Source organism: Streptomyces griseoaurantiacus (assembly GCF_036189845.1).
GTDB lineage: Bacteria > Actinomycetota > Actinomycetes > Streptomycetales > Streptomycetaceae > Streptomyces > Streptomyces griseoaurantiacus.
Genome location: NZ_CP108326.1, coordinates 4,973,263 through 4,985,889, shown reverse-complemented (window position 1 = coordinate 4,985,889; position 12,627 = coordinate 4,973,263). Strand labels below are relative to the sequence as shown.

8 protein-coding genes are annotated in these 12,627 nt (G+C 72.0%); 6 read left to right on the top strand and 2 right to left on the bottom strand.

The window, feature by feature from the left end; genetic code table 11:
* Positions 1-312 precede the first annotated feature (312 nt).
* Complete coding sequence (locus OHB09_RS22315; RefSeq protein ID WP_328922424.1) at positions 313-1,101, top strand: hypothetical protein; 789 nt, start codon at positions 313-315, stop codon at positions 1,099-1,101.
* A gap of 62 nt (positions 1,102-1,163) precedes the next feature.
* Here the strand turns inward: OHB09_RS22315 and OHB09_RS22310 are convergent, their stop codons facing one another.
* The gene (locus tag OHB09_RS22310) at positions 1,164-1,688 is read right to left on the bottom strand and encodes a MarR family winged helix-turn-helix transcriptional regulator (protein WP_006142357.1); all 525 of its coding nucleotides are present in this window, start codon (positions 1,686-1,688) and stop codon (positions 1,164-1,166) included.
* A gap of 229 nt (positions 1,689-1,917) precedes the next feature.
* Here OHB09_RS22310 and OHB09_RS22305 point away from each other — a divergent pair, with 229 nt between their 5' ends.
* On the top strand, positions 1,918-2,739 hold the full coding sequence (locus OHB09_RS22305) for a lysozyme (RefSeq protein WP_006142356.1): 822 nt from the start codon (positions 1,918-1,920) through the stop codon (positions 2,737-2,739).
* A gap of 129 nt (positions 2,740-2,868) precedes the next feature.
* On the opposite strand, the gene lon is transcribed toward OHB09_RS22305, so the two are convergent.
* On the bottom strand, positions 2,869-5,304 hold the full coding sequence (lon, locus tag OHB09_RS22300) for an endopeptidase La (protein WP_328922423.1): 2,436 nt from the start codon (positions 5,302-5,304) through the stop codon (positions 2,869-2,871).
* 183 nt (positions 5,305-5,487) lie between these two features.
* Here lon and OHB09_RS22295 point away from each other — a divergent pair, with 183 nt between their 5' ends.
* The 4 genes from OHB09_RS22295 (at position 5,488) to OHB09_RS22280 (ending at position 12,574) form a co-directional block, all read left to right on the top strand.
* Positions 5,488-6,189 carry a spermine/spermidine synthase domain-containing protein gene (locus OHB09_RS22295; RefSeq protein ID WP_191852248.1) on the top strand — a complete coding sequence of 234 codons (702 nt, stop codon included), beginning with the start codon at positions 5,488-5,490 and terminating at the stop codon, positions 6,187-6,189.
* Between the two features lie 122 nt (positions 6,190-6,311).
* Positions 6,312-7,049 (top strand): response regulator transcription factor, encoded by a 738-nt coding sequence (locus tag OHB09_RS22290; protein ID WP_006142353.1) that lies wholly within the window; start codon positions 6,312-6,314, stop codon positions 7,047-7,049.
* A gap of 286 nt (positions 7,050-7,335) precedes the next feature.
* Positions 7,336-8,391 (top strand): HAMP domain-containing sensor histidine kinase, encoded by a 1,056-nt coding sequence (locus tag OHB09_RS22285; RefSeq protein WP_006142352.1) that lies wholly within the window; start codon positions 7,336-7,338, stop codon positions 8,389-8,391.
* A 373-nt stretch (positions 8,392-8,764) separates the two neighbouring features.
* Positions 8,765-12,574 carry a multifunctional oxoglutarate decarboxylase/oxoglutarate dehydrogenase thiamine pyrophosphate-binding subunit/dihydrolipoyllysine-residue succinyltransferase subunit gene (locus tag OHB09_RS22280; RefSeq protein ID WP_328728494.1) on the top strand — a complete coding sequence of 1,270 codons (3,810 nt, stop codon included), beginning with the start codon at positions 8,765-8,767 and terminating at the stop codon, positions 12,572-12,574.
* Positions 12,575-12,627: the final 53 nt, after the last annotated feature.

Genomic DNA, 12,627 nt, shown 5'->3' with positions numbered 1-12,627 from the left:
GGAGGGTCGTCCCGGTACGGCTCCCGACCCTCCCAGTGACGCTGGGCAGTGGCCCCACTTCGCCCGGCCCGCCACCCGAAGGAGTGAACCCCGGCGGGGAGTTGGCGGGCAAGTTCCTCCGGCCTGTGCCACGACGGTCCGCGGCGGGCCGGTTGGACGTCGGCGCCGCGCTTTGGCAATATTCGCCGCCACGTTTCACCGGATGCTGTCAATCGGTGCCAAAACCGGCGGTGGGAGCGGGTGTCCGTGCCCGTCCGGCGGCGAATGGCGGGCTTTTGCGGACCCTGTGAAGGGCTCGTGCAGACTGGCCGGATGCGTACGGAACTCATCTCGGAGCCCGCGGGTCCCGACCGCCCCAACGAGGACTTCACCGCCCTCGCCCTGCCCGCCTCGGGACAGGGCGGCGCGCTGGCGGTGCTGGACGGGGTGACCCCGCCGGCGGTCGCGCCGGGGTGCGCGCACTCGGTGCCGTGGTACTGCGCCCGGCTGGGCGGCGCCCTGACCGAACTGTCCGTTTCCCGACGGGATCTGACGCTGCCCGGGGTGCTGTCCGCGGCGATCTCCCGCACGGCGGAGGCGCACGCCGCGACCTGTGACCTTTCTCACCCGCGCACGCCTCAGGCGACCGTCGCCGCGGCGCGCTGGGACGAGGCGGTCGTGGAGTACCTGGTCCTGTGCGACGCGGTACTGCTGCTGGAGGCGCCGGACGGCACGGTCACCCCGGTCCTGGACGACCGCCTGGCCCGGCTGCCGCGCGCGGCGCTCAGGTCGGCGGCGGTGGTGGACGGGACGCTGCGCAACAAGGAGGGCGGCTTCTTCACGGCGGCGGCCGACCCGGCGGTGGCGCGACGGGCGGTGAGCGGAGCCGTGCCGAGGGGGTCCGTGCGCGCGGTGGCCGCCCTGTCGGACGGGGCGGCGCGGTGGACGGAGACGTTCGGCGAGGGCGACTGGGCGGAGCTGTTCGCGGTGGTGCGCGGGCGGGGCGCGGCGGCGCTGGTGGAGCGGGTGCGGGAGCTGGAGCGGGGGGACGCCGAGGCCCGCGTCCGGCTGGGCGGGGCGAAGACGCACGACGACGCGACCGTGGTGTTCGTGGAGCTGTGAGGGCGGGCGCCGGCCAACGGGGCCGGCGGGCTACGGGTCCGGCGGGCTACGGGTCCGGCGGGCTACGGGGCCTCCTCCTCCCGTCCGGAGATCCCCTGGTTGAGCTCGCGCAGCAGCCTCGCCAGTTCGGCCACCTCGCGCGCGTCCCAGTGCGCGAGCTTGCGCACGTACCGCGCCCTGCGCGCCACCCGCACACTGGCGACCCGGCGGCCGCCCTCCTCGGTGAGGTGGACGAGCCAGGCGCGGCCGTCGGCCGGGTCGGGCTCGCGGGCGACGAGGCCGAGGTCCTCCAGTGCCCGGAGCTGGCGCGACATGGTGGCCTTGCCCACCCCGACGAAGGCGGCGAGGTCGGTGGCCCGCTGCCGGCCGCACTCCTCCAGCCGGACGAGGAGTCCGTACGCGGCGGGTTCGAGGTCGGGGTGCACCTCGCGGGCCATCTCGCCCTGCTGGGACCGGGCGCGCCGCATGAGAACGGTCAACTCCCTCTCCAGGGCGAGGAATTCGGGCGGGGCCTGGCCTCCGCCGTCCACGACCGGTGCCGTCCGGACGGCGCCGGTTCCGTCCTGACTCGTTCCGTCCTCGTGCACGTCCGCACTCCCGGGCTGGTTCCGCTTGTTTCGCCGTACTGAAAGTTTCCGCCACGCGTGGCCGTCGCCGCAGTTCCGCCAGTATTTCGCAGGCGTAGACCATCGGCGGCCCCCGGCCCCCCTTCCCTGTCCGGGTCTACGTGCGTAGCGTCGTCCGCCGCCAGGACCTTCCACCGAAAAATGACATGCGCACGCCAGACCGAACCACCGACCCCACTCGGAGGAAGTCATGCCCGTGCACAAGCGGAGATCCCGCGCCCCGCGCCTCGTCGCCGCGGCGCTCGCCCTCACGGCACTCCCCCTGCTCGCCGCCCACCCCGCCGGGGCCACCGACGCCGCCGCCCCCGCTCGCGGCACCGCCCACATGGGCATGGGCGTCCTCGCCCACGACGGCCGGGGCGGCACCCCCGCGCCCACCGCCGCCACCCAGACCGAGGGCGTGGACGTCTCCGGCCACCAGGGCAGCGTCTCCTGGTCCACTCTCTGGAACAGCGGCGTGCGGTGGGCCTACACCAAGGCCACCGAGGGGACGTACTACACCAACCCCTCCTTCGCCCAGCAGTACAACGGCTCCTACGACGTCGGCATGATCCGCGGCGCCTACCACTTCGCGACCCCGGACACGACGTCCGGCGCCGCCCAGGCCGACTACTTCGTCGACCACGGCGGCGGCTGGTCCCGCGACGGCAAGACCCTGCCGGGCACGCTCGACATCGAATGGAACCCGTACGGGGACGCCTGCTACGGCAAGTCGGCCGACGGGATGGTGAGCTGGATCCGGGACTTCCTGAACCGGTACAAGGCGCGCACCGGCCGGGACGCCGTGCTCTACACGGCCACGAGCTGGTGGACGCAGTGCACCGGCGACTACGGCGGCTTCGGCGCCACCAACCCCCTGTGGATCGCCCGCTACGCCTCCTCGGTCGGCACCCTCCCGGCCGGATGGTCCTTCCAGACCATGTGGCAGTACACGTCCTCGGGGCCCACGGTCGGCGACCACGACAAGTTCAACGGCGCCCTGGACCGGGTGCGGGCGCTGGCGAACGGCTGAGGGCCCCGAGAGGGGGCCCTCGAACGACAGGGCGACAGGACAAGGGGGCGGCGGGGCGGGGGGTTCCCGCTCCGCCGCCCCCTCGCTCGGGTGAGGGCCGTCCTCACGTCACTCAGGTGACGGCCGTCCTCACGCGGCGGCCGGCACCGTGTCCGAGGCGACGTCCGCCGGCGCCAGGGCGAGCTCCAGCACCTGCCGGACGTCCGTGACCGGGTGCACGTCCAGCTTCTCCAGCACCTCGGCCGGCACGTCGTCCAGATCGGCCTCGTTCCGCTTGGGGATGATCACCGTCGTCACGCCCGCCCGGTGCGCCGCGAGCAGCTTCTGCTTCACGCCGCCGATCGGCAGCACCCGCCCGGTCAGCGAGACCTCGCCGGTCATCGCCACGTCCGTGCGGACCAGCCGCCCGCTCAGCAGCGAGGCCAGCGCCGTCGTCATCGTGACACCGGCGCTCGGGCCGTCCTTCGGCACCGCGCCCGCCGGGAAGTGGATGTGCACGCCCCGGTCCTTCAGATCGCCCACCGGCAGTTCCAGCTCCGCGCCGTGCGAGCGCAGGAAGCTCAGCGCGATCTGCGCCGACTCCTTCATCACGTCGCCGAGCTGACCGGTCAGGGTCAGCCCCGCCGCGCCCGTCTCCGGGTCGGCCAGCGAGGCCTCCACGAACAGCACGTCGCCGCCCGCCCCGGTGACCGCGAGCCCGGTGGCGACACCCGGCACGGCGGTCCGGCGCTCGGCCGGGTCCTGGGCGGACTCGGGCACGTGGTGCGGCCGTCCGATCAGCGCGCGCAGATCCTCCGCGCCGACCGTGAACGGCAGCTCGCGGTCGCCCAGTTCGTGCTGGGCCGCGACCTTGCGCAGCAGCCGGGCGATCGACCGCTCCAGGGTGCGCACGCCCGCCTCGCGGGTGTACTCCCCGGCCAGCCGGCGCAGCGCGCTCTCGTCGATCGTGACCTCCTCGGCGGCCAGGCCCGCCCGCTCGAGCTGGCGCGGGAGCAGGTGGTCGCGGGCGATGACGACCTTCTCGTCCTCGGTGTAGCCGTCGAGCCGGACCAGTTCCATCCGGTCGAGCAGCGCCTCCGGGATGGCCTCCAGGACGTTGGCGGTGGCCAGGAAGACGACGTCGCTCAGGTCGAGTTCGACCTCCAGGTAGTGGTCCCGGAAGGTGTGGTTCTGCGCGGGGTCGAGGACTTCGAGGAGGGCGGCGGCCGGGTCGCCCCGGAAGTCGGAGCCGACCTTGTCGATCTCGTCGAGGAGGACGACCGGGTTCATCGAGCCGGCCTCCTTGATCGCCCGCACGATGCGGCCGGGCAGCGCGCCGACGTAGGTGCGCCGGTGGCCGCGGATCTCCGCCTCGTCGCGCACACCGCCGAGGGCGACGCGGACGAACTCGCGCCCCATCGCGTGGGCGACGCTCTCGCCGAGCGAGGTCTTGCCGACGCCGGGCGGGCCGACGAGCGCGAGCACGGCGCCGCCGCGCCGCCCGCCGATCACGCCGAGCCCCCGCTCGGTGCGGCGCTTGCGCACCGCCAGGTACTCGGTGATCCGCTCCTTGACGTCCCCAAGGCCGGAGTGCTCGGCGTCGAGCACCGCCTTGGCGCCCTGGATGTCGTAGGCGTCCTCGGTCCGCGTGTTCCACGGCAGTTCGAGGACGGTGTCCAGCCAGGTGCGGATCCAGGAGCCCTCGGGGGACTGGTCGCTGGACCGCTCCAGCTTGTCGACCTCCTTGAGCGCGGCCTCGCGGACCTTCTCGGGCAGGTCGGCGGCCTCGACGCGGGCGCGGTAGTCGTCGGACTCCTCGCCGTCCTTCTCGCCGCCCAGATCGCGCAGTTCCTTGCGGACGGCCTCGAGCTGGCGCCGCAGCAGGAACTCGCGCTGCTGCTTGTCGACGCCCTCCTGGACGTCCTTGGCGATCGTCTCGGCGACGTCCTGCTCGGCGAGGTGGTCGCGCAGGTGCTGGGTGGCGAGCTTCAGGCGGGCGACCGGGTCGGCGGTCTCCAGGAGCTCCACCTTCTGCTCGGTGGCCAGGAAGGGCGAGTAGCCGGAGTTGTCGGCGAGCGCGGCGACGTCGTCGATGGCCTGCACCCGGTCGACGACCTGCCAGGCCCCCCGCTTCTTCAGCCAGGTGGTGGCGAGGGCCTTGTACTCCTTCATCAGCTCGGTGACGTGCCCCGGCAGCGGCTCGGGCACGTTCTCGGCCACGCGGGTGCCCTCGACCCACAGCGCGGCGCCCGGGCCGGTGGTGCCGGCGCCGATCCGCACCCGGCTCCGGGCGCGGACCAGGGCCCCGGGGTCGCCGTCCGCCAGCCTGCCGACCTGCTCGACGGTGCCGAGCACGCCGGTGGCGGCGTAGGTGCCGTCGATGCGCGGGACCAGCAGCACCCGGGGTTTGCCGGGGGTGGTGCCGGCGGCGGCCTGGGCGGCCTCCACGGCGGCGCGCACCTCGGAATCGCTCAGGTCCAGCGGGACGACCATGCCGGGCAGCACGACCTCGTCGTCGAGCGGCAGGACGGGAAGGGCGGAAGGCGCGTCCGGAGACGACGGGGAGGACACAGTCTCAGCAGCCATGATCTTCCTCTCGACATCGAAGTTGAGCTATGCCGACTCAATGCATGTGAGCCCCCGAATGTTCCGCCGGCCGCGTTCGCCCACAGCGATCAGACCCCGGCACCCTCGTGACGTCGGCGGTTCCGCGCCCGCCCGGGGCGAAAACCCTCCGGGTCGCCCCCGCCCGTCGCCCACAATGGCCCCATGTCCCACCCCGACACCGAGGCCCCCGTCACCCTCGACCACCGCACCGGCCCGCACGGCGAGATCACCCTGCGCCGGCACGGCGCCCATCTCCAGATCATCGCCAACGGCTGCTTCCTCATGGACACCTCCGACGGCCGCTCCGAACGCCGACTCGTCGACGCCGCCCTCGAAGCCCTCGAAGCCCCGGCCGCCCCCGGCGGGAGCCGCCCCTCTCCCGCCGTCCTGATCGGCGGCCTCGGGGTCGGGTTCTCCCTCGCACACGCCTCCGCCGACCCCCGCTGGGGACCGATCACGGTGGTCGAACGCGAGGCGGCCGTCATCGACTGGCACCGCGCGGGCCCGCTCTCACCCCTCACCGCCGACGCCCTCGCCGACCCGCGCACCCGCATCCTCGCGGCGGACCTCGTCGCTTACGTCAATGAGACATCGGACACATACGACGCCCTCTGCCTGGACATCGACAACGGCCCCGCCTGGACCGTGACCGAGGACAACGAGACCCTCTACTCGCCCTCCGGACTGGCAGCCTGCGCAAGGGTGTTGAGGCCCGGCGGGGTGCTCGCCGTGTGGTCCGCGCAGCCCTCTCCGGAATTTGAAGGAACTCTACGGAATGCCGGGTTCCAGCAGGTGCGTACCGAAGAGATCCCCGTTGCCCGGGGCGTTCCCGACGTGGTCCACCTGGCAGTCCGCCCTGGATAGCCGAGCCGGTGTTACTGCCCGTACGCTGCTCCCCTGACGCGGATCATTCAAGGAGCAACGACGCGTCTCCGCAGACATGGGATCACCCCACGGATTCCGGAAAGCAACCCCAGGGGCGGGCGATGGAGCAGACACACACCTCCCACAACGGCACGGCGACGACGAACGGCGCTCAGCGCCGGGTCCTGGTGGTCGAGGACGACCAGACGATCGTCGACGCCATCGCGACCCGTCTGCGCGCCGAGGGATTTCTCGTGCAAACGGCGGGCGACGGCCCGTCCGCGGTGGACACCGCCGAGGCCTGGCAGCCCGACCTGCTCATCCTCGACATCATGCTGCCCGGCTTCGACGGGCTCGAGGTCTGCCGCCGCGTGCAGGCCCAGCGCCCGGTGCCGGTGCTCATGCTCACCGCGCGGGACGACGAGACCGACATGCTGGTCGGGCTCGGCGTCGGCGCCGACGACTACATGACCAAACCGTTCTCCATGCGGGAACTGGCCGCCCGGGTGCACGTGCTGCTGCGCCGGGTGGAGCGGGCCGCGCTCGCCGCGACCACTCCCCGCTCGGGCATCCTCCGCCTGGGCGAACTGGAGATCGACCACGCGCAGCGGCGGGTCCGGGTGCGCAGCGAGGACGTCCACCTCACGCCCACCGAGTTCGACCTGCTGGTGTGCCTGGCCAACACCCCGCGTGCCGTACTGTCGCGCGAGCAGCTGCTCGCCGAGGTCTGGGACTGGGCGGACGCGTCCGGGACGCGGACCGTGGACAGCCACATCAAGGCGCTGCGGCGGAAGATCGGTGCGGAGCGGATCCGCACCGTGCACGGTGTGGGCTACGCGCTGGAGACGCCGACGCCCTGAGCGGACTTTCCCACCCGGCTCCCGACCCCCGGCCCCGGCGACGGCGCCGCCGGACCCGCGGGAGCCGGGCAGCCGAAGGGGGCTGGAAGCGATGAGCGGTGCCGGTGGCACGCGCCGGGGCGCGGTCCTCGCCCGCCTGGCGGGGCGCAGGGCGGGCGCGCGGAACGCGAGAGCCGCGGGGCGCGGAACGCGCCCCGGACGCGGCCAGGCCGGCCGGAGCGCCGGGCGCGGCCCGAGGGCGGGAGGCACGGCCGGGTACGGCGCGGATCCCCGCCCCCGGCGCGGCGTGTGGCCCTTCTCCGTCAAGACGAAGCTCGGCACGCTGGTCGTCGTCTCCGTCTTCATCACCACCGGTCTGCTGATGATCGCCGTGCGGACCGCGACGGAGCTGCGCTTCATCACCGTCTTCTCGGTCATCGCCACCCTGCTGATCACCCAGTTCGTGGCGCACTCGCTGACCGCCCCGCTGGACGAGATGAACGCGGTGGCCGGCTCCATCTCGCACGGCGACTACACCCGCCGGGTGCGCGAGAACCGCCGTGACGAGCTGGGCGACCTCGCGCAGACGATCAACCGCATGGCCGACGAGTTGGAGGCGCAGGACAGCCGGCGCAAGGAACTGGTGGCGAACGTCTCCCACGAGCTGCGCACGCCCATCGCGGGGCTGCGCGCGGTCCTCGAGAACATCGTGGACGGTGTCACCGAGGCCGATCCGGAGACGATGCGCACGGCGCTGCGGCAGACCGAGCGGCTCGGCCGGCTGGTGGAGACCCTGCTGGACCTCTCCCGCCTGGACAACGGCGTCGTCCCGCTGAAGAAGCGCCGCTTCGAGGTGTGGCCGTACCTGGCGGAGATGCTGAAGGAGGCCAACATGGTGGCCTCCGCACGCGCGGGCATCGCCTCGGGCTCCGGCGGCCACACCCGCAAGGACGTCCATCTGCACCTCGACGTGCATCCGCCGGAGCTGACCGCGCACGCCGACCCCGAGCGCATCCACCAGGTGATGGCCAACCTCATCGACAACGCGGTCAAGCACAGTCCGCCGCACGGCCGGGTGACGGTCAAGGCGCGGCACGGGCAGCTTCCGGACTCGCTGGAGCTGGAGGTCCTGGACGAGGGCCCCGGCATCCCGCGCTCGGAGTGGCACCACGTCTTCGAGCGGTTCAACCGGGGCGCCGTCCGCTCCCCGCACGGTCCCGGCAGCGACGGCGGCACGGGGCTCGGGCTGGCGATCGCCCGCTGGGCGGTGGATCTGCACGGTGGCCGGATCCGCGTGGCCGAATCCGAGCGGGGCTGCCGCATCCAAGTCACCCTTCCAGGGCTCCCCTCTTCACCAAGTTGACGTAAAGTGCGCAGCGGAGCCGCATGATCACCGGCACTCCGGGAATCCGCAGGACGGTACGGAGAGCCGCTGCCGGAGCCACCGGGCCGCCGCCCACGGCGGTGGACGGACGGGCCCCGCGCGCGCACCGGGAGCCCCCGGCGCCGCCACCGCGGCTCCAGCGGGACGGCGCCGGCGCGCCGCTCCCTCGGGCTCCCGTACCCTTTTCGACCGTAACCGCGCTTGTTTCCCGCCAATTCCAGCGGCGAAACACGGTTTTGAATGTGATGTACGTGACGATGAACCGGCCCGACCTCTCCTTCCCGGGCGCGGAGGCGTAGCCTTTATTCCCGCTGTCCATCACCTTGTGAAGCGGAAGAGGGCGGTTGCCGCCGTGTCGCCACAGTCCCCCAGTAACTCGAGCATCTCCACCGAGACCGACCAAGCCGGGAAGAACCCCGCGGCCTCGTTCGGGGCCAATGAGTGGCTCGTCGACGAGATCTATCAGCAGTACCTCCAGGACCCGAATTCGGTAGACCGCGCCTGGTGGGACTTCTTCGCGGACTACAAGCCCGGAGCGGCCTCCGCCCCGGCTTCGGCGGGTGACGCGGCCGCGGGGGCCGCGCGCACCACCACCGCTCCCACCCAGGCCGCCCCTGCGCAGCCCGCGGCCCCGGCCCAGCGCGCCGCGCAGCCGGCCGCCGCCGCGCCCGCGCAGCCCGCCCGGCCCGCGGCCGCACCCGCCGCCGCACCGGCCGAGCAGGCCGCGAAGCCCGCCGCCGCCCCGAAGGCCGCTCCCGCGGCCGCCAAGGCGACGCCGGCCACCGAGGCCCCCCAGGGCCCCGAGTACGTGACGCTGCGCGGTCCCTCCGCGGCCGTGGCGAAGAACATGAACGCCTCGCTGGAGATGCCCACGGCCACGTCCGTGCGCGCGGTCCCGGTGAAGCTGCTCTTCGACAACCGCATCGTCATCAACAACCACCTCAAGCGGGCCCGGGGCGGGAAGATCTCCTTCACCCACCTCATCGGCTACGCGATGGTGCAGGCCATCAAGGCCATGCCGTCGATGAACTGGCACTACGCGGAGAAGGACGGCAAGCCGACCCTCGTCAAGCCGGAGCACGTCACCTTCGGCCTGGCCATCGACCTGGTGAAGCCCAACGGCGACCGCCAGCTCGTCGTCGCCGGCATCAAGAAGGCCGAGACGCTGAACTTCTTCGAGTTCTGGCAGGCCTACGAGGACATCGTCCGCCGCGCCCGCGAGGGCAAGCTGACGATGGAGGACTTCAGCGGCGTCACGGTCTCCCTGACCAACCCCGGCGGCCTGGGCACCGTCCACTCCGTGCCGCGCCTGATGCCCGGCCAGTCGGTCATCATGGGCGTCGGCTCCATGGACTACCCGGCCGAGTTCCAGGGCACCTCCCAGGACACCCTGAACAAGCTGGGCATCTCCAAGGTGATGACCCTCACCTCCACGTACGACCACCGGGTCATCCAGGGCGCCGCCTCCGGCGAGTTCCTGCGGATCGTCGCCAACCTGCTGCTCGGCGAGAACGAGTTCTACGACGAGATCTTCAAGGCGCTGCGCATCCCCTACGAGCCGGTCCGCTGGCTCAAGGACATCGACGCCAGCCACGACGACGACGTCACCAAGGCCGCCCGCGTCTTCGAGCTGATCCACTCCTACCGGGTCCGCGGCCACGTCATGGCCGACACCGACCCGCTGGAGTACCAGCAGCGCAAGCACCCCGACCTGGACATCACCGAGCACGGGCTCACCCTGTGGGACCTGGAGCGCGAGTTCGCGGTCGGCGGTTTCGCGGGCAAGTCCCTGATGAAGCTGCGCGACATCCTCGGCGTGCTGCGTGACTCGTACTGCCGCACCACCGGCATCGAGTTCATGCACATCCAGGACCCCAAGCAGCGCAAGTGGATCCAGGACCGCATCGAGCGCCCGCACAGCAAGCCCGAGCGCGAGGAGCAGCTCCGCATCCTGCGCCGCCTCAACGCGGCGGAGGCCTTCGAGACCTTCCTGCAGACGAAGTACGTCGGCCAGAAGCGGTTCTCCCTGGAGGGCGGCGAGTCCGTCATCCCGCTGCTCGACGCCGTGCTGGACTCGGCCGCCGAGTCGCGCCTGGACGAGGTCGTCATCGGCATGGCCCACCGCGGCCGGCTGAACGTGCTGGCGAACATCGTCGGCAAGTCCTACGCGCAGATCTTCCGCGAGTTCGAGGGCAACCTCGACCCGAAGTCGATGCACGGCTCCGGCGACGTGAAGTACCACCTGGGCGCCGAGGGCACCTTCACCGGTCTCGACGGCGAGCAGATCCGCGTCTCGCTGGCCGCCAACCCCTCCCACCTGGAGACGGTCGACCCGGTCATCGAGGGCATCACCCGCGCCAAGCAGGACATCATCAACAAGGGCGGCACCGACTTCACGGTCATGCCGGTGGCGATCCACGGCGACGCGGCCTTCGCGGGCCAGGGCGTGGTGGCCGAGACCCTGAACATGTCGCAGCTGCGGGGCTACCGCACCGGCGGCACGGTCCACATCGTCATCAACAACCAGGTCGGCTTCACCGCCGCCCCGGAGTCCTCGCGTTCCTCGATGTACGCGACGGACGTGGCCCGCATGATCGAGGCCCCGATCTTCCATGTGAACGGCGACGACCCGGAGGCCGTCGTGCGCGTGGCGCGGCTCGCCTTCGAGTTCCGCCAGGCGTTCAACAAGGACGTGGTGATCGACCTCATCTGCTACCGCCGCCGCGGTCACAACGAGTCGGACAACCCGGCCTTCACCCAGCCGCTGATGTACGACCTGATCGACAAGAAGCGCTCGGTGCGCAAGCTCTACACCGAGTCCCTCATCGGTCGCGGTGACATCACCCTGGAAGAGGCCGAGCAGGCGCTGCAGGACTACCAGGGCCAGCTGGAGAAGGTCTTCACGGAGGTCCGCGAGGCCACCGCGCAGCCCGCCGCCCCTCACTCGCCGGACCCGCAGGCCGAGTTCCCGGTCGCCGTCAACACGGCGATCTCCACGGAGGTCGTCAAGCGGATCGCCGAGTCCCAGGTCAACATCCCCGACCACTTCACCGTCCACCCGCGGCTGCTCCCGCAGCTCCAGCGCCGGGCGTCGATGGTCGAGGACGGCACGATCGACTGGGGCATGGGCGAGACCCTGGCCATCGGCTCGCTGCTGCTGGAGGGCACCCCGGTCCGGCTGTCCGGACAGGACTCCCGCCGCGGCACCTTCGGCCAGCGCCACGCGGTGCTGATCGACCGCGAGACCGGCGAGGACTACACCCCGCTGCTGTACCTGTCGCAGGACCAGGCCCGCTACAACGTCTACGACTCGCTGCTCTCCGAGTACGCGGTGATGGGCTTCGAGTACGGCTACTCGCTCGCCCGTCCGGAGTCGCTGGTGATGTGGGAGGCGCAGTTCGGCGACTTCGTCAACGGCGCCCAGTCGGTGGTCGACGAGTACATCTCGGCCGCCGAGCAGAAGTGGGGCCAGACCTCCGGCGTCACGCTGCTGCTGCCGCACGGCTACGAGGGCCAGGGCCCGGACCACTCCTCGGCCCGCATCGAGCGGTTCCTGCAGCTCTGCGCGCAGAACAACATGACGGTCGCCCAGCCGACCTCGCCGTCGAACTACTTCCACCTCCTGCGGTGGCAGGTGCACAACCCGCACCACAAGCCGCTGGTCGTCTTCACCCCGAAGTCGATGCTCCGCCTGAAGGCGGCGGCCTCGAAGGCGGAGGAGTTCACCACCGGCCAGTTCCGCCCGGTCATCGGCGACGACACGGTCGACCCGGCCGCCGTCAAGAAGGTCGTCTTCTGCGCGGGCAAGGTCTACTACGACCTCGCCGCCGAGCGGAAGAAGCGCGGCGCGAACGACACGGCCATCATCCGCATCGAGCGCCTGTACCCGCTGCCGGGTGCCGAGCTCCAGGCGGAGATCGCCAAGTACCCGAACGCCGAGAAGTACCTGTGGACGCAGGAGGAGCCGGCGAACCAGGGTGCCTGGCCGTTCATCGCGCTCAACCTGATCGACCACCTGGACCTGGCGGTCGGCGCGGACATCCCGCACAGCGAGCGCCTGCGCCGCATCTCCCGGCCGCACTCCTCCTCCCCCGCCGTGGGTTCCGCGAAGCGGCACCAGGCGGAGCAGGAGCAGCTCGTCCGCGAGGTGTTCGAGGCGTAACCGCGCAACCGGCCGACACCGGTTCGACGGACGGGCCGCACCCCTTCCCCGGG

What these genes read in the sequence shown, in the direction of transcription:
- lon (WP_328922423.1), bottom strand. Translation starts at nt 5,304, where the DNA reads ATGGCTGCTGAGACTGTGTCCTCCCCGTCGTCTCCGGACGCGCCTTCC.
- OHB09_RS22315 (WP_328922424.1), top strand. Translation starts at nt 313, where the DNA reads ATGCGTACGGAACTCATCTCGGAGCCCGCGGGTCCCGACCGCCCCAAC.
- OHB09_RS22305 (WP_006142356.1), top strand. Translation starts at nt 1,918, where the DNA reads ATGCCCGTGCACAAGCGGAGATCCCGCGCCCCGCGCCTCGTCGCCGCG.
- OHB09_RS22295 (WP_191852248.1), top strand. Translation starts at nt 5,488, where the DNA reads ATGTCCCACCCCGACACCGAGGCCCCCGTCACCCTCGACCACCGCACC.
- OHB09_RS22290 (WP_006142353.1), top strand. Translation starts at nt 6,312, where the DNA reads ATGGAGCAGACACACACCTCCCACAACGGCACGGCGACGACGAACGGC.